The organism is Luteimonas sp. gir, from assembly GCF_037198055.1.
Taxonomy (GTDB): domain Bacteria; phylum Pseudomonadota; class Gammaproteobacteria; order Xanthomonadales; family Xanthomonadaceae; genus Luteimonas; species Luteimonas citri_A.
In genome coordinates, this window is record NZ_JBBAXQ010000012.1 from 1 (window position 1) to 16,905 (window position 16,905).

11 protein-coding genes are annotated in these 16,905 nt (G+C 69.4%); 6 read left to right on the top strand and 5 right to left on the bottom strand.

The genetic code is table 11. From position 1 onward, the window contains the following. Positions 1-40: 40 nt before the first annotated feature. Entirely contained in the window at positions 41-3,334 is a 3,294-nt protein-coding gene (locus WAF18_RS14090) for an Rne/Rng family ribonuclease (RefSeq protein ID WP_337245663.1), read from the bottom strand. Between the two features lie 400 nt (positions 3,335-3,734). Here WAF18_RS14090 and WAF18_RS14095 point away from each other — a divergent pair, with 400 nt between their 5' ends. Next, positions 3,735-4,697, top strand: a complete 963-nt coding sequence (locus WAF18_RS14095) for an RluA family pseudouridine synthase (RefSeq protein WP_337245664.1) — start codon at positions 3,735-3,737, stop codon at positions 4,695-4,697. 19 nt (positions 4,698-4,716) lie between these two features. Here the strand turns inward: WAF18_RS14095 and WAF18_RS14100 are convergent, their stop codons facing one another. Both WAF18_RS14100 and WAF18_RS14105 read right to left on the bottom strand, forming a co-directional pair. Further along, positions 4,717-5,103, bottom strand: a complete 387-nt coding sequence (locus tag WAF18_RS14100) for an energy transducer TonB (protein WP_337245665.1) — start codon at positions 5,101-5,103, stop codon at positions 4,717-4,719. Then, entirely contained in the window at positions 5,103-5,444 is a 342-nt protein-coding gene (locus tag WAF18_RS14105) for a 4a-hydroxytetrahydrobiopterin dehydratase (RefSeq protein WP_337245666.1), read from the bottom strand. Before WAF18_RS14105 ends, WAF18_RS14100 begins: the two co-directional genes overlap by 1 nt. 99 nt (positions 5,445-5,543) lie before the next feature. On the opposite strand from WAF18_RS14105, the gene WAF18_RS14110 reads away from it, so the two are divergent. Beyond that, positions 5,544-6,137, top strand: coding sequence for an NfuA family Fe-S biogenesis protein (locus tag WAF18_RS14110; protein ID WP_337245667.1), 594 nt, complete (start codon positions 5,544-5,546; stop codon positions 6,135-6,137). A 31-nt stretch (positions 6,138-6,168) separates the two neighbouring features. Beyond that, positions 6,169-7,803 (top strand): hypothetical protein, encoded by a 1,635-nt coding sequence (locus WAF18_RS14115; RefSeq protein WP_337245668.1) that lies wholly within the window; start codon positions 6,169-6,171, stop codon positions 7,801-7,803. A gap of 271 nt (positions 7,804-8,074) precedes the next feature. Here the strand turns inward: WAF18_RS14115 and WAF18_RS14120 are convergent, their stop codons facing one another. Together WAF18_RS14120 and WAF18_RS14125 are read right to left on the bottom strand one after the other, a co-directional pair. After that, positions 8,075-8,470, bottom strand: coding sequence for a cytochrome c (locus tag WAF18_RS14120; RefSeq protein WP_337245762.1), 396 nt, complete (start codon positions 8,468-8,470; stop codon positions 8,075-8,077). Positions 8,471-8,508: 38 nt separating this feature from the next. Next, the gene (locus WAF18_RS14125; protein WP_337245669.1) at positions 8,509-8,877 is read right to left on the bottom strand and encodes a cytochrome c; all 369 of its coding nucleotides are present in this window, start codon (positions 8,875-8,877) and stop codon (positions 8,509-8,511) included. A gap of 237 nt (positions 8,878-9,114) precedes the next feature. On the opposite strand from WAF18_RS14125, the gene WAF18_RS14130 reads away from it, so the two are divergent. The 3 genes from WAF18_RS14130 (at position 9,115) to WAF18_RS14140 (ending at position 16,825) form a co-directional block, all read left to right on the top strand. Beyond that, positions 9,115-10,239: an efflux RND transporter periplasmic adaptor subunit gene (locus tag WAF18_RS14130; protein WP_337245670.1), complete on the top strand. Its 1,125-nt coding sequence runs from the start codon at positions 9,115-9,117 to the stop codon at positions 10,237-10,239. An 80-nt stretch (positions 10,240-10,319) separates the two neighbouring features. Then, entirely contained in the window at positions 10,320-13,745 is a 3,426-nt protein-coding gene (locus WAF18_RS14135; RefSeq protein ID WP_337245763.1) for an efflux RND transporter permease subunit, read from the top strand. Next, positions 13,742-16,825 (top strand): efflux RND transporter permease subunit, encoded by a 3,084-nt coding sequence (locus WAF18_RS14140; RefSeq protein ID WP_337245671.1) that lies wholly within the window; start codon positions 13,742-13,744, stop codon positions 16,823-16,825. Before WAF18_RS14135 ends, WAF18_RS14140 begins: the two co-directional genes overlap by 4 nt. The last annotated feature ends 80 nt before the right edge of the window (positions 16,826-16,905 follow it).

A 16,905-nucleotide genomic window follows, 5' to 3' on the forward strand; every position in this document is an offset into this window, starting at 1 on the left:
AAAAAAAAGCCCCGGACATGCCGGGGCTTTTTCGTGTGGCTCAGGCCTCGCGGCTCGGACGTGGGTCAGGATGCGCGTCCTGCTTGGCCTCGGCGTCGGTCGCCGAAGGCGCCCCCGTCGGGGCTGCGGACCCGGGCGCGTCAGTGCGCTCGGCGTCGGCCTCGGGCTGTGCGTCCGGCTCGGCCGCATCCCCCGATTCGGCCTGGGACGGCGCCGCCGCGGCACTACCGACCGGCGCCGTGTCCGCCGCCGGATTTGCGCCCGTGGTCTGCGGTGCCGCATCGGTCGCCTCGACCCGCTCGACCTCGGCGGCCTTGGCCTCGACCGCTTCGACCTGCTCGACCTGCTCGACCGCGTCGGTCGCCGGGTCTACGGGCGTTGGCGCATCGAACAGCCCCGGGGCCGTGTCGCGGCTGCTGATGTCTGCCGTCGGTCGCTCGACCGGCGACGCGGGGACAGCAGCATCGGCATCGGCCTGGGCGGTCTCGACCGCGGACGGGGTCGACAGCGTTGCGGCCGGGTCGACGTCCTGCGCCTGTGCCGGACCGGCCGTGTCGGCCATGCCCGCATCGACGGCCGTCTGCGGAGCTTCGGTCGTCGACAGGGACGGCGCGGTCGTCGGGGCCGATGCGGGCGCCGGCGATGACGATTCGGACGCGATGTCGCCAGGCGCCGGCGCCGCGACCTCGGCGCCGGTTGCGACCACGGCCGCAGCCGCGGCGGCGGCCGGGACCGGAGCCGGCGCTGCGGCGGGCGTGGGCGCAGGTGCCGACGTCGGCGCCTGGACCGGAGCCGCCGGCAGGTCGTCGAAATCGAACTCGGGCTGGGCGCGATCGGACGGGACAATTCCGTGGTCGTCCGCGGTCTCGTCATCATCCTGCTGCGACTCGTCGCCCGCGACGCTGCCGTCGCCGGCCTTGCCACGGCGACGACGGCGGCCGCCGCGACGACCGCGACGGCGACGGCCATTGCCGGTCTCGTCATCGTCGCTGGCGGCCGGTGCCTCGTCGGTCTGGTCGTCGTCGGTCGGATCAGCAGCGACCACGGCCGGGGCGACCGGGGTCGAAGCGGCGTCCGCTGCCGAGGCGGAGACGTGCCGATCGGCCTCGGCTGGGGCCGATGCCTCGGGCTTCGGCGATGCGGCCGGTGCCGGGGCGGCCGCCGGTGCCGTAGCGACCTCCGTGCGTGCGGGGGCCGTGGCCTGGGCCGCCGGCGTCGACACTGCCGCGGCGGTGGCCGCGACGGCCGGAAGCGTCATCGAGTCGACGGCCTCGTCCTCGTCTCTCGGCGGACGCGGGCCACGCGGCGGCTTCTGCTTCTGGCGACGCTCCTGCGGGCGCTTGTCCTGGGAGGACGGCTGCTCGCGGCGCGGTTCGCGCTGCGGTGCGGCGGCCTGCTCTTCGCGTACGGGGGCCGTGGCCCCCGTCTGTGCGCCTTGCCCCCCCTGGCTACCCGAACGCGACCCGCGGCGGTCGCGCCGCTGACCATTGCGGCCGTTGCCGCGTCCTTCGCCGCGCGGCTGACCGTCGCGGGCCTGGCCCTGGCCGTCGGGACGCGGTCCGCGGGTGTCCTGGCGCGCTGGCTGCGGCGCAGCCGGGGCGGGAGCGGCGAACAGCGTCTTGAGCCAGCCGACGAAACCGCCGGACGAGGCGGGGGCCGGCGCAGGCGCTGGTGCGGCCACGGGCGCGGGTGCCGGGACGGGTGCCGGCTCGGGCTTGGGTTCGCGGACCGGCGCAGGCTGGGCCGGGCGGACATTGGTCACGGCCGGCGGCGGCACGTTGAGGTTGCTCTTGCTCAGCGCGATGGTCGCCACGCGACGCGGCGTGCCGCGCTGGTAGCTCGGTCGGCTGGTCTCTTCGCCGAGCTCGTTCTCGCGAATGCGCGAGACCTCGTAGTGCGGCGTGTGCAGTTGCTCGTCGGCAACGATGATGATCGGGGCGCCGTGGCGCTTCTCGATCTCGGCCAGCGCGCTGCGCTTCTCGTTGAGCAGGTAGTTGGCGATCTCCACCGGTGCCTGCACCAGCACCTGCCCGGTGTTGTCCTTCATTGCGTGCTCTTCGGCGACGCGGATGATCGACAGCGACAGCGATTCGATGCTGCGCATGCGGCCGTGGCCCTCGCAGCGCGGGCACACGATCTGGCTGGACTCGCCCAGGCTCGCGCGCAGACGCTGGCGGCTCATCTCCAGCAGCCCGAACTTGGAGATCCGGTTCTGCTGCACGCGCGCGCGGTCGTACTTGAGCGCGTTCTGCAGCCGGTTCTCGACGTCGCGCTGGTGCTTGTTGGACGACATGTCGATGAAGTCGATCACCACCAGACCGCCCAGGTCGCGCAGGCGCAGCTGGCGGGCCACTTCGTCGGCCGCCTCCAGGTTGGTGTTGAACGCGGTCTCCTCGATGTCGCCACCCTTGGTGGCGCGCGCCGAGTTGACGTCGATCGCAGTCAGCGCCTCGGTCTGGTCGATGACCAGTGCACCGCCCGAGGGCAGGCGCACGGTGCGCTCGTAGGCGCTCTCGATCTGCGACTCGATCTGGTAGCGGTTGAACAGCGGAACGTCATCGGTGTAGTGCTTGAGCTTGCGCAGGTTGTGCGGCATCACCTGCTCGACGAAGTCGCGCGCCTCGGCGTACATCTCCGGCGTGTCGACCAGGATCTCGGCGATATCGGCGCGCATGTAGTCGCGCAGCGCCCGGGTGATCAGGCGCGATTCCTGGTAGATCAGGAACGGCGAGGGCTTGCTGAGCGCGGCCTCGGCGATCGCCCGCCAGATGCTCAGCAGGTAGTCCAGGTCCCACTGCAGTTCTTCGGCGTCGCGGCCGACGCCGGCGGTGCGGATGATCACGCCCATGTCGTCGGGGATGTTCAGCGCGTCCATCGCCTTCTTCAGCTCGGCGCGGTCCTCGCCCTCGATCCGGCGCGAGACGCCGCCGGCGGTCGGCGAGTTGGGCATCAGCACCATGTAGCGGCCGGCCAGCGAGATGAACGTGGTCAGGGCGGCGCCCTTGTTGCCGCGCTCTTCCTTGTCGACCTGGACGACGACCTCCTGGCCCTCGCGCAGCAGTTCCTTGATCGAGCCCTTGTTGGGGTCGACGCCAGCCTGGAAATAGTCGCGCGAGACTTCCTTGAGCGGCAGAAAGCCGTGGCGGGCGGCGCCGTACTCGACGAACGCGGCCTCGAGCGAGGGTTCGATCCGGGTGATCCGGCCCTTGTAGATGTTGGACTTCTTCTGTTCCCGCGACGGCTGTTCGATATCGATGTCGTACAGGGACTGGCCGTCGACGATGGCGACGCGCAGTTCTTCTGCCTGCGTCGCATTGATGAGCATACGCTTCATGAATTGCGTTCCTCAACGCGCTCTCGCGCGCGGAACGTCGGGGCGTTTCGCCTGGATGAAGCCTGAAGCCGCCGCGCACGCGCAGCGACGAACCGGATTTTCCAGCGCTACGACACCACGGCGGGCCGCGGGAGCGCTCGTTGTTGTCTGGGTGTTGCGGGCCGCTGGCCGCTCGCGACCGGTCTTGGACCGGGACGGGCGCCGCGCGGGACGTGTTCAGCGCCGATGCCAGGCATCGGGCGATAAGCAGCGTTGCCGTCCAGCCGCTAACATGGCCGCCCCTGGGGCGGTGGCCGCGCACTGTCCGGAGACCTTCGGAAGGTGGGCTTTTGGCCCGTGATCTTCCAGGGAAATCAGCACCTTATATCGCGGGCCGAGTGTAGCAGATAAATAAGCGACGATGACTGACAACGATTCCGGCCCGGCCGGCGGCGGTGTGCGGCTGGTCCGGGTGACCGACGATCGCGCCGGCCAGCGCCTCGACAACTTCCTGCTGGGCCAGCTCAAGGGCGCGCCGCGGTCGATCGTCTACAAGATCGTGCGCAGCGGCCAGGTGCGGGTGAACGGCGGCCGCGCCAAGGCCGAGCGCAAGCTCGAGGCCGGTGATGAGGTCCGGATCCCCCCGGTCAGGCTGGCGCCGGCCGGGGAGGCGGGCACACCGTCGCGCGGACTGCTGGCGGCGATGGAGGCGAGCATCGTGTTCGAGGATGCGCGGTTGCTGGCGATCAGCAAACCGTCGGGGGTCGCCAGCCATGGCGGCAGCGGGATCAGTTTCGGGGTCATCGAGACCTTGCGTGCGCTGCGCCCGAATCAGTCGTTGGAGCTCGTGCACCGGCTCGACCGCGACACCTCGGGGCTGATGGTGCTGGCCAAGAAGCGCTCGGCACTGACTCAACTGCAGGCGCTGATGCGCGAGGACCACGGCGCGGGCATCCGCAAGCGCTATCTGGCGCTGCTCGCCGGGCGCTTGCCCGGCGGCACGATGAGTGTCGACGCGGCGCTGCACGTGGGGCTGCGCCAGGGCGGCGAGCGCCATGTCCAGGTCAACGCCGCGGGCAAGCCCTCGCTGAGCCATTTCCAGGTGCTCGAGCGCCGTGGCGGGCACTCGTACTGCGAGGTGCGGATCGAGACTGGACGCACTCACCAGATCCGCGTGCATGCCCAGCACATCGGCCATCCGGTGGCTGGCGACGACAAGTACGGCGATCTTGCGGTCAACCGGCGGCTGCGAGAGCAGATCGAGTTGCGGCGGCTGTTCCTACACGCCGCATCATTGGAATTCGCGCTCGACGATGGCGAAGCCTACGTCCTCAACGCGCCGCTGGCCGATGACCTGCGCGAGGCGCTGGATCGGCTCGGCTGATCAGGGCGCGGGCCGGACTTCAGTCCTGCAAGGCGAAGGTCTGCGGAATCCGGACATGGCCCCGTACCGGCTTGCCATTGCGCCGCGCGGGGGCGTAGCGCCAGTGTCGCGCTGCTTCCATCGCGGCGGCATCGAGCAGAGCGCTGCCGCTGCTCTTGACGATCCGCACATCCCGGAAGGCGCCATCGGCACCGACCTCGACCTGCATCTCGACCATGCCGCTGACGCCCTCGCGGACTGCCTCCACCGGATACTTGGGCGGGTGGCTACGGACACTGCGGATGTCGACCGACGCCCCCACGGTGTCGGCGTCGGCGGCCCCGCCGGAGCTGGCCGCCTGGCTCGACACGCAGGCCGCGAGCCAGACGGCGAGGGCGGCGGCGAGGGCGATTCTGCGAACGGCCATCAGGCGACCAGCGCGTCGGCCTTGGCCGCGCAGATGAAGTCGTTCTCGCTCAGCCCGCCCACATCGTGGGTCGAGTAGCGGACCTCGACGCGGTCGTAGTGCACACCCAGATCGGGGTGGTGGTCCTCGCGGTGGGCGATGAACGCCAGTGCGTTCACAAACGCCATCGACCGGTGGTAATCCCCGAAGCGGAACGTGCGGGTCAGTGCGCGGCCATCCTCGGCGAGGGCCCATTCCGGCAGCTGCGGCAGCAACTCGCGCACCCGCGCTTCGGGCAGGCGGTGCTCGACGCCGCGGCGGGCGATGCAGTGGGCCTGGGCGAGGGGGATGAGATCCGACATCGGCAGCTCCTTGGGCAGCGGCGGCCGTTTCCGGACCGCCATTCATGCGACAGACGGCGACCGGCATGTGCGCCGGCGCAGGCTCGCTAGAATACCCCCATGATCAATATCTCCGAATCCGCACAGACGCATTTCCGCAAGCTGATCGAGCGCGAGGCGCTTCCGGGACTGGGGGTCCGCCTGGCCGCGGTCCATGCCGGTACCACGCGCGCGGACGTGCGACTGGAGTTCGCCGAGCCTGGCGATCTGACCGGCGACGAATGGGCGATCGACTGCGAGGGCTTCACGCTGTGGCTCGACGCGCCGAGCGTGCCCTATCTCGACGGCGCGCAGATCGACTACGAGGCCCGCGCCACAGGCGGGCAGTTGCAGATCCGTGCACCGAAGATCAAGGGCGAGGCGCCGCCGGAAGCCGCATCGCTGGTGGAACGGGTGCACTGGGTGGTCGAGAACGAGGTCAATCCGCAGCTCGCCCAGCATCGCGGTAACGTCTCGGTGCAGGAGATCACCGCCGAAGGCGTGGTGGTACTGCGCTTCGGCGGTGGCTGCCACGGCTGCGGCCTGGTCGATGTGACGCTCAAGCAGGGCATCGAGAAAACGCTGATGGAGAAGGTGCCCGGCGTTACCGCCGTGCGCGACGCGACCGATCACGACAGCGGGAGCGCGCCGTACATGCCGCGCGACGCGGCCTGATCCAGGTCAGGCAGCCGGCGGCCTGCAACGGATGTTCACCTCTGCCGACCTGATCGAGGTGCTCCGTCGCCGGCGGCGGTCGGCCGGATCGACCGAAGCGCCGGGGCGCTTTCCGCCCGGATGGGCCGACTGGTTCGCCACCCTGCGGGCCCGCAGTGGCGCGGTGACCGGCGCGGCCGCAGGGGCCATCGCCGCGGTTCTGGCCGGCCGGCCGGCACCCCCGCGGCGTCGGGGCACGCCGCCGGCCAATGCGCTGGCGGCCTGGGCCAGCCTGGCCTATCCGCTATGGGAACATGATCCCCAAGACGAACGCGGCCTGCGGATCGTCTCGCTGGTGACGACACTGCTGATCCAGCTGACCTGGCTGGGCCTGTTGCTGCTGCTGATGCAGGCGCGGTTCCTGGCGGCGACCGAAGCCGCCGCCCACGGCGAAGAGCATGTCGTCGAGGTGGTGTTCATCGGTGACGGCACGCCTCGCGATGCCGGTGGCGGCGCAGGCGAGGCGCCGGCTCCGCCGACGCCGACCGCTGCGGTTCCGGCGCCTGCTACAGCGCCGGCATCCGCACCGACGCCCGCGCCGACGGCGCCGCCACCGGCGCAGGATCCCGCGCCCGCACCCTCGGTGGCCGATGCAGACGACGCGCCCGCGCAGGACGTGCTGCAGGTCACCGAGACGCCGCTGCCCGACAGTGCGTTCACCTTGCCGCCGCCGCGTCCGGCGGCGCCGGTACCCGAGGTGCAGGTGCGCGAGCGTCAGGTGCCCGATGCCGCGCTGCAGGCAGTCGAGGTGCCTGCCATCCGTGGACCGCAACGCATCGACCTGACGCCGCCTACGCCCGAGGCGCCGACGCTGGAGGTCGAGGTCCGCGAGCGGGCGGTGGCGCAGGCGACCGAGACGGTGCGCCTGCCGACCACGGCACCGCCGCAAGTCGCGGTCGAGACGCCGGCGCCGGCGGCGCGGCCCACGCCCGAAGTCGCTGCGCGCGAACGCGCGGTGCCGCTGCGTGATCCCGCGCCTGCACCCGCTGCGGAAGTCGCGGCGACCCCGGCCCCGGTCGCGACCCCGGCCCCGGTTTCGCCGGGGCAAGCGCCGGGCGGCGCGGCGACGCCCGCACCGGGAGCGGGAGCGCGGACGCCGGCCTCGACCGCCGGCCGCGGGCCCAGCGCTGCGTCCCCGCCGGGGGCGGCGCCATCGACCCGCGCCGCCGATGACTGGGGTGATGCCGACACCGCGCGCGACGGTGGCCGGCCCGGTCGTCCGTCGGGCCTGTTCGGCGCCGATGGCCGCCCGCGTCTGGCCGATGGCGGGCGTGTGGGCGGCGGGCTGCCGCCGGGCACGATCACCGAGGATTTCGAGAAGATCGACCGCATGGGCACCTGGCTGCGGCGGCCGGCCCCGGGCTACGAGTCGACGCGCTTCGACCGCTACTGGGTGCCCAGCGAGTCGCTGCTGGAAGAATGGGTGCGGCGCAGTGTGCAGACGGTGCTGATCCCGATTCCCGGCACCAGCAAGACCATCCAGTGCAGTGTTGCGTTGCTGGCTTTTGGCGGCGGTTGCGGGATCACCGATCCGAACATGCAGGACGTTGAGACCGACGGCCGTCCGCCGCCGGACGTGCCGTGGAAGCCGGAGTTGCAGGAAGACCGCGATAGCCTGGGCAAGTGAGGCCGCGGGACGCTGCGCTTTTTCGAGGGCCGAGCACGCAGCCCAACCTCTTCGCATCCGGGTGTGGGCTGCGCTTCGAGCGCCTCAGCCCAGTGATGCTGGGCTCGCTCTACGGCGCGCAGTCAGGCCAAAGGCTGAAACCCGGAACCGAAACTAGACCCAATGAGCAGCGAGGATGGGAAGCGGATCAACGCGTTGATCCGCGCACGGGTCTCATCCAGCGAGCGGGCCTAGAGAGGGCGCACCCGGACTTGCGCGACGGCAACGACGGTTAGCGGTCGTGCACGCCGCGCAGATCGCGCAGTTGGCTGGGCTGGTCGGCAAAGTAGGCGGCGAGGTCCGCAATCTGCTGATCGCTCAATCCCGCGGCCTGCTGCGACATCAGCGCGTGCTCGCGTGTCCCGTCGCGGTAGGCCTGCAGTGCGTGGGCGATGTAGTCGCGGTACTGCCCACCGATCTTCGGATAGGTCGGGTCGAGCGGTGCATTGCCGCCGGCGCCGTGGCAATCGATGCAGGTCTGGCCGGTGGCGGCGCTCTTGACGTTGGCCGCGCGCTCGCCTGCTTGCGCCGAGCCATTGGGCAGGCCGGCCGAAGACGTGCCGCCGCTGGCATGCGCTTGTTCATCGGCCGCGGGGCCGCTGCAGGCGGCCAGCGCCAGGCAGGTCATGGCGGGGATTAACACAAAGAGGGTCCGGTTCATGCCGCTCACTGGGTCAGCTCCGAAAGAAACGCGGCGATGTCGGCGATGTCCTGGTCCGAGAAGCTCTGCGCCTGCGCCTGCATCGTCGGATGCCGGCGGGTGCCGCGCTTGTACTCATTGAGCGCATTGACCAGGTACTGGGAGGATTGACCGCCGATCCGGGGCACGTGGTAGTGCGGATACACGTTGCGGTAGCCCTCGACGCCGTGGCAACCCTGACAGGTGTAGGTCAGGGTCCGACCGTTGGCGGCATCGCCCACCAGCGGCGCATTGGACGCGGCGGCAGCAGGGGCAGCGGCAGTCTGCGCAGGGGCGGAGGGGGACGCCATCGCGGCGAAGGTGAGGCAGGAGGCGAGCAGCAGCGGTCGCGTCATCTTGGTATCCGCAATCCTGAGTGGCTGGAACGGCTGTCGGGGGAGCGTCGGACGTGACCCGCGGGCGGTCGCTGAACCGCGGGCAACCAGTCCAGTATAGCCATGGGTGTTGCGCAAACCCAACGACTCCGCGTGGACCAGGCCTGACGCCGGAGGTCACCATGACCAATGGCGGATGGCACCGGCATGTTCGGGTGAACTACATTGCTACCACACCGTAGGGGTCATTCCATTCCAATGTCGACACTGCTCGTCCGCGCGTCCACGGGACGCATCCTCACTGGTGGCCTGTTGCTGGCGGCCGCCCTTGGCTTGAGCGCTTGCAAGGGGGGCGGGGGCGATGCCCAGGCCAAGCCCGGTGAGGCGGCGCAGGCGCCGGTGCCAGTGGAGACTGACACCGTGGCGCGGCGCAGCGTGGCGGCGAGCTACGTGGGCACCGCGTCGCTGGAGGTGCCCCGTGGCGCGGACGTGGTCGCCAAGACTTCGGGCATCGCGCTGGAGGTGCTGGTCGAGGAGGGCGATGCGGTCCGAGCCGGCCAGCCGCTGGTGCGGCTCGACCCCGACCGTGCGCGTCTGGCGGTGCTGCAGAGCCGGGCGACGATGGGCAAGCTGGAGAACAGCTACCGCCGCGCCCAGCAACTCGTCGGCCAGCAGATGATCAGCGCCAACGACCTGGACCAGATCAAGTTCGATCTCGATACCGCGCGTGCGCAGTACGAGATGGCGCAGCTGGAACTGTCCTATACGACGGTCACCGCGCCGATCGCCGGCGTGATCTCCCAGCGCATGATCCGCACCGGCAACTTCGTGCAGATCAACACGCCGATCTTCAGCATCGTCGACAACGCGCGCATCGAGGCGACGCTCAATGTTCCCGAGCGCGAGTTGCGCGTGCTCAAGCGCGGCCAGCCGGTCCGGTTGCAGGTCGATGCGTTGCCGGGCGAATCGTTCGAGGGCGTCGTCGAGCGCGTCGCGCCGGTGGTCGAATCGCGCAGCGGCACGTTCCGCGTGGTGACCGCCTTCGCCGGCACCGATGCGCTGCGTGCGGGCATGTTCGGGCGCATCCACATCGACTACGACCAGCGCGCCGACGCGCTGGTGATCCCGCGTGCCGCGCTGCTCGACGATGGCGACCAGGCCGCAGTGTTCACCGTGCGTGACGGCAAGGCGGTGCGCGTGCCGGTGACGCTGGGCTATGTCGACGGCGATCTGATCGAAGTCCGTGACGGCCTTAAGGACGGCATGCAAGTGGTGACCGCGGGCAAGGTCGCGCTGCGCGAGGGCAGCCCGGTGCAGGTGATCGGCGCGGCCCCCGTCGCAGCTGCCAAGCCCGCTAACGACGCCAAGAGCGACGCGCAGTAATGGCCGGCGCCTCCCACGAGGGCCCCGCCGGCGACGGCCCGGCCGCGGACCCGCACGGCACTGCGCCCAGGCGCTTTGATCTGGTCGAGTTCTCCACACGCCGCCGCGTGACCGTGTGGATGGTCGCGATCAGCATGATGCTGTTCGGCCTGATCGCGCTGACCAACCTCAAGGTCAACCTGCTGCCCGATCTCAGCTATCCCACGCTGACCGTGCGCACCGAGTACACCGGCGCGGCACCGTCGGAGATCGAGACGCTGGTCAGCGAGCCGGTCGAGGAGGCGCTGGGTGTAGTCAAGGGCGTGCGCAAGCTGCGCTCGGTCTCGCGGACCGGCCAGAGCGATGTGGTGCTGGAGTTTGCCTGGGGCACCGATATGGACCAGGCGAGCCTGGAGGTGCGCGACAAGCTCGAGACCCTGCAGTTGCCGCTCGAGGTCAAGCCGCCGGTGCTGCTGCGCTTCAACCCGTCCACCGAGCCGATCCTGCGCCTCGCGCTGACCGCGGGCGACAAGGGCGATGCGGTCGACGAGCTGACCCGCATGCGTCGCTACGCCGACGACGATCTGAAGAAGAAGCTCGAACCGGTGGGCGGCGTGGCCGCGGTCAAGGTCGGCGGCGGCTTCGAGGACGAAGTGCAGGTGGAGCTGGACCTGCAGCAGATGGCGCGCATCGGCCTGCCGATCGAGAACGTGATCCAGCGCCTGCAGCAGGAGAACATCAACCTGTCGGGCGGTCGTCTCGACCAGGGCACCCAGCGCTATCTGGTGCGCACGGTCAACCAGTTCGCAAGCGTCGAGCAGATCGGCGACATGCTGGTGGCCACGCAATCGGGCGGCGACAACGCCGCGGCCAGCGCGGCGCAGCAGATGGCCGCGATCGCGGCGGCGAGCGGCTCGCAGGCGGTGCTCGCGGCGGCGGCATCGGTGCAGAGCGCCTCGGGCGCGGATGGCACGACGATCGCGGGGGGGCGTGCGATCCGCCTGCGCGACATCGCCACCGTGCGCCAGGGCTTCAAGGAGCGCGAGAGCATCATCCGGCTCGGCGGCGACGAAGCGGTGGAGCTGGCGATCTACAAGGAGGGCGATGCGAATACCGTGTCGACCGCCGATGCGATCCAGGCACGTCTGGAGGTGATCCGCAAGGATCTGCCGACCGGGATGACCCTGACCGTCGTCGACGACCAGTCCAAGTTCGTGCGGGCGGCGATCAACGACGTGCGCACCGATGCGCTGATCGGCGGCACCCTGGCGGTGCTGATCATCTTCCTGTTCCTGCGCAACGGCTGGAGCACGCTGGTGGTGAGCCTGTCGCTGCCGGTCTCGATCATCACCACGTTCTTCTTCATGGGCCAGCTGGGATTGAGCTTGAACGTGATGTCGCTCGGCGGCCTGGCGCTTGCGACCGGCCTGGTGGTCGACGATTCGATCGTCGTGCTCGAGTCGATCGCCAAGGCGCGCGAACGCGGGCTGGGCGTGCTGGAGGCTGCGATCACCGGCACGCGGGAAGTGGGCATGGCAGTGATCGCCTCCACGCTGACGATCATCGCGGTGTTCCTGCCGCTGGTGTTCGTCGAGGGCATCGCCGGCCAGTTGTTCCGCGACCAGGCGCTGACGATCGCGATCGCGGTCGGCGTGTCGCTGCTGGTGGCGATGACGCTCATCCCGATGCTGGCCTCGCTCAAGGGCCGGCCGCCGCTGGCGTTCCCGGAAGAGGCACCGCATCCGCAATGGCGACCGGAGCGCCGGTGGCAGAAGCCGTTCGCAGCAACCGGCCGTGGCATCGGCGCCGGCATCCGCGGCGTGCTGTTCGGCCTGGCCTGGCTGCTCATCCGTCTGTGGCGCGGTGTCTCGCACCTGGTCGGCCGCGTGATGGGACGCGCCAGTGACATGGCGATGGCGCCCTACGAGCGCGCCGAGCGCGGCTATATGCGCGTCCTGCCGGCGGCGCTGGCGCGTCCGTGGCTGGTGCTGGGCACCGCGACCGCGGTGTTCGTGGTCAGCATGTTTGCCGTGCCACTGTTGGGCACGGACCTGATACCGCAACTGGCGCAGGACCGGTTCGAGATGACCGCCAAGCTGCCGCCAGGCACACCGCTGCGCGAAACCGACCGCATCATGCGCGAGGTGCAGCAGGCCCATCGCGACGACGACGGCGTGGCCTTGCTGTTCGGCGTGAGCGGCAGCGGCACCCGGCTGGACGCGAATCCGACCGAGAGCGGCGAGAACATCGGCCGGCTGAGCATCGTCATGAGCGGTGGTGGCAGCCGTGAGTTCGAGGCGCAGCAGACCGACCGTCTGCGCGAGACCATGCGCCGGTATCCTGGGGTCGCGGTCGACTTCTCGCGGCCGCAGATCTTCAGCTTCTCCACGCCGCTGGAGATCGAACTGCGCGGCCAGGATCTCGAGGGGCTGGCCAAGGCCGGTCAGCGCATGGCCGAGCTGCTGCGGGCCAATCCGCACTACGCCGACGTCAAGAGCACGGTGGAGCAGGGCTTTCCCGAGATCCAGATCGTCTTCGACCAGGAGCGTGCGGGTGCCTTTGGCCTGACCACGCGACAGATCGCCGATGCGGTGGTGCGTGCGGTGCGCGGCGAAGTGGCCACACGCTACAACTTCCGCGACCGCAAGATCGACGTGCTGGTGCGTGCGCAGGAGCACGAGCGCGATTCGGTGGAGCGCATCCGCAACCTGATCGTCAATCCGGGCAGCGGCGCGGCGGTGCGGTTGGATTCGGTCGCCGACGTGATCGCGACCATCGGCCCGAGCGAGATCCATCGCGCCGACCAGGTGCGTGTGGCGGTGGTGTCGGCGAACCTGCGTGATATCGATCTGGGCGCGGCGATGGCCGAGGTACGGCAGATGGTCGCGCAGCATCCGCTCGGCCCCGAGATCGGGTTGCACATCGGTGGCCAGGGCGAAGAGCTGGCCGAGTCGATGCGCTCGCTGCTGATGGCATTTGCGCTGGCGATCTTCCTCGTCTACCTGGTGATGGCCTCGCAGTTCGAGTCGCTGCTGCATCCGTTCGTGATCCTGTTCACCATTCCGCTGGCGATGGTCGGCGCGATCGGCGCGCTGCTGCTGACCGGCAACACGATCTCGGTCGTCGCCTTCATCGGCCTGATCCTGATGGTGGGCCTGGTGGTCAAGAACGCGATCATCCTGATCGACAAGGTCAACCAGTTGCGTGAGGCCGGGGTGGCCAAGCGCGAGGCGCTGGTGGAAGGCGCGCGCTCGCGTCTGCGTCCGATCGTCATGACCACGCTGGCGACGCTGTTCGGCTTTCTGCCGCTGGCGCTGGCGTTGGGCGAGGGCGCGGAGGTGCGCTCGCCGATGGCGATCACCGTCATGGGCGGTCTGGCGGTGTCGACCGTGCTCACGCTGCTGGTGATCCCGGTGGTCTACGACCTGCTGGACCGCAAGTCCGATGCGTTCTACGCCGAGCGCGGCCGTCGCGCGCGGCTGGGCGCCGCTGCCGAGCGTGATGGGGCGGAGGCCGGCACCCTATGAGCATTGCCGAGCTGAGCCTGCGCCGTCCGGTCACCACCATCATGTGTTTCGTCTCGATGGTGGTGATCGGCTTGATTGCCGCGGTCCGTCTGCCGTTGGAGGCATTGCCCGATCTGACGATGCCGATCCTCTATGTGCAGATGCCATATGCCGGCTCGACGCCGGCGGAAGCCGAGCAGAATCTGCTGCGCCCGGCCGAAGAGGCCTTGGCGACGATGGGCGGGATCAAGCGCATGCGGGGTGAGGCGAGCGCGGATGGTGCGGGCATCTTGCTGCAGTTCTCGGACTGGGATCGCGACATCGCGATCAGTGCGGCCGAGGCGCGCGAGAAGATCGACGCGATCCGCAGCGACCTGCCCGACGACTTCCGTCGCTACTTCGTCCACAAGTGGACGACCAGCGACGAAGCGGTGCTGCGCCTGCGCCTGGCCGCCAATGTCGACCTGTCGGGCAGTTACGAAATGATCGACCGGCAGCTCAAGCGCCGGCTCGAACGGGTGCCTGGCGTGGCACGGGTGGAGATCAGCGGTGCGGCGCCCAACGAAGTCGAGATCGCGGTCCAGCCCGATCGCCTGACCGCGCACGGCATCGAACTCAACGCCTTGGCCACTCGCCTGCGTGCATTGAACTTCTCGGTTTCGGCCGGCCAGATTCTCGATGGTGGGCAGCGTCTGCGGGTGCAGCCGCTGGGCGAGATCCAGGACCTGCAGCAGTTGCGCGACCTGGTGATCGACCAGAAGGGACTGCGGCTGTCGGACATCGCCGATGTGCGCTTCAAACCGCAGCGCATGGATTACGGCCGGCGCCTCGACGGGCGCGCGGCGGTGGGGCTGGAGATCTTCAAGGAGCGCGACGCCAACCTCGTCGAGGTCGCGCGGACCGTGCTGGCCGAGGTCGAGACCGCACGCAGCGAACCGGGGCTGGAAGGCATCGACGTCAAGGTCATCCAGAACATGGGCGAGGAAGTGACGTCTTCGCTGCTGGAGCTGGTGGAGGCGGGCGCGATCGGCCTGGTGCTGTCGATCATCGTGCTGTACTTCTTCCTGCGCCACTGGCCGTCGACGCTGATGGTGACGCTGGCGATCCCGATCTGCTTCATCATCACCCTGGGCTTCATGCATTTCTTCGACGTCACGCTCAACGTGCTGTCGCTGATGGGCTTGCTGCTGGCGGTCGGCATGCTCGTCGACAATGCCGTGGTCGTGGTGGAGAGCATCTACCAGGAGCGCGAACGCATGCCCGACCAGCCCTGGCTGGCCTCGGTGTTGGGTACGCGACACGTCGCGATCGCGCTGTCGGCCGGCACGCTGTGCCACTGCATCGTGTTCGTGCCCAACATGCTGGGCGAGACCAACAACATCAGCATCTTCATGAACCAGTTGGCGATCACCATCTCGGTGTCGCTGCTGGCCTCGTGGCTGGTCGCCGTGAGCCTGATCCCGATGATGTCGGCGCGCATGAAGACGCCGCCGGCGGTCGCGCGGCCCAATGGCCTGATCCCGCGCATGCAGCGCAGCTATGCGCGCGTGCTGCGCTGGTCGCTGCAGCACCGGGGTTGGTCGGTGGCCGGCATCGCCTTGGTGGTGGGGTTGAGCCTGCTGCCGATGAGCCAGATCAAGTTCGATATGTTCGGCGACAGCGGCGGCGGCAAGGAAATCCAGCTCTACTACCAGTGGAAGGGCAGCTACAACCTGCAGCAGCGCTCCGAGGAGGTGCGTCGCTACGAGACGTTCCTCGACCAGCACCGCGAGCAGTACCGGATCCGACAGATCTATTCGTGGTTCGGCGAGGGCGGCGATTCGGGCACGATCATTACGTTCAATGACGATGTCGGCGACACCCGGGTGCTGTCGGACGCGATCAGCGAGGCGTTGCCCAAGTCTGCGCGGGCCGATGTGGGCGTGCGTGGTGGGGGTGGGGGCGGCGGTGGCGGGGCCGGTGGCAGCCAAGGCGTGCAGGTACAACTGGTCGGCGATTCGACTCAGGTACTGCGCGAGATCGCCGATAGCGTGATCCCGATTCTGGCGGCCAACCCCGCGCTGCGCGACGTGCGCGTGGACTCGGGCGATCTCAACCACGAGCTTCGGATCAGCGTCGATCGCGACCGTGCGGCCGCATTCGGATTCTCGGCCGAGCAGGTCTCGAACTTCGTCGGCCTGGCACTGCGTGGCAGCCAGTTGCGCGAGTTTCGGCGCGGCGACGACGAGGTGCCGGTGTGGGTGCGCTTCGCGGGCGCAGAGACCTACAGCGAAGCCGACATCGCGGCCTTCATGGTCCGCGCGCCCGATGGCCGCAGCGTGCCGCTGACCAGCCTGGTCGAGATGCGGGTCGAGCCGTCCTCCAGCCAGATCACCCGCAACGACCGGCAGACCTCATTGACGCTGCAGGCCAACCTCGCCGGTGGGACCACGATGCCCGACGCCCGCAAGGCGCTGGAGCAGACGCTGGACACGGTCGCGTTCCCCGCCGGCTACGGGTACAGCTTCTCGGGCAGCGGCTTCGAGGACGACGCCGCAGCAAGCCAGCAGATGCTGTTCAACCTGCTGATCGCGGTGATCATGATCTACGTGGTGATGGCGGCGGTGTTCGAATCGCTGCTGTTCCCGGCGGCGATCATGAGCTGCGTGCTGTTCTCGGTGTTTGGTGTGTTCTGGCTGTTCTGGCTCACCGGCACTGCGTTCACGGTGATGGCCTTCATCGGCATCCTGGTGCTGATGGGCGTGGTGGTGAACAACGGCATCATCATGGTCGAACACATCAACAACCTGCGCCGACGCGGCATGCCGCGCCTGGAAGCGCTGGTGGAAGGCAGCCGCGAGCGCTTGCGCCCGATCATGATGACGATGGGCACCGCGATCCTGGCGATGGTGCCGATCTCGCTCAGCGACACCGTCGTGCTCGGCGGTCTAGCCTACTCGCCGATGGCGCGTGCGGTCGCCGGCGGGTTGGCGTTCTCGACCGTGGTCAGCCTGCTGTTCCTGCCGACGATCTACGCGATTCTCGACGACCTGCGGCACGGTACGGCGCGCATGCTCCGCCGCGCACGGGGCGTGCCGGCGAGCGTATCCACGGCGTCGTAGCCTCCATGGCCCGCGTCGCTCGGCGGCGCGGGCCATTCCGTCTTGAGGATCCGGTGGTCGGCGCAGGACCTGCGTGTCGC

Bases quoted from the DNA above. Each gene is read 5' to 3' on its own strand.
- WAF18_RS14095 (WP_337245664.1), top strand. From the start codon at position 3,735: ATGACTGACAACGATTCCGGCCCGGCCGGCGGCGGTGTGCGGCTGGTC.
- WAF18_RS14105 (WP_337245666.1), bottom strand. From the start codon at position 5,444: ATGTCGGATCTCATCCCCCTCGCCCAGGCCCACTGCATCGCCCGCCGC.
- WAF18_RS14130 (WP_337245670.1), top strand. From the start codon at position 9,115: ATGTCGACACTGCTCGTCCGCGCGTCCACGGGACGCATCCTCACTGGT.
- WAF18_RS14100 (WP_337245665.1), bottom strand. From the start codon at position 5,103: ATGGCCGTTCGCAGAATCGCCCTCGCCGCCGCCCTCGCCGTCTGGCTC.
- WAF18_RS14090 (WP_337245663.1), bottom strand. From the start codon at position 3,334: ATGAAGCGTATGCTCATCAATGCGACGCAGGCAGAAGAACTGCGCGTC.
- WAF18_RS14120 (WP_337245762.1), bottom strand. From the start codon at position 8,470: ATGACCTGCCTGGCGCTGGCCGCCTGCAGCGGCCCCGCGGCCGATGAA.
- WAF18_RS14140 (WP_337245671.1), top strand. From the start codon at position 13,742: ATGAGCATTGCCGAGCTGAGCCTGCGCCGTCCGGTCACCACCATCATG.
- WAF18_RS14115 (WP_337245668.1), top strand. From the start codon at position 6,169: ATGTTCACCTCTGCCGACCTGATCGAGGTGCTCCGTCGCCGGCGGCGG.
- WAF18_RS14125 (WP_337245669.1), bottom strand. From the start codon at position 8,877: ATGACGCGACCGCTGCTGCTCGCCTCCTGCCTCACCTTCGCCGCGATG.
- WAF18_RS14110 (WP_337245667.1), top strand. From the start codon at position 5,544: ATGATCAATATCTCCGAATCCGCACAGACGCATTTCCGCAAGCTGATC.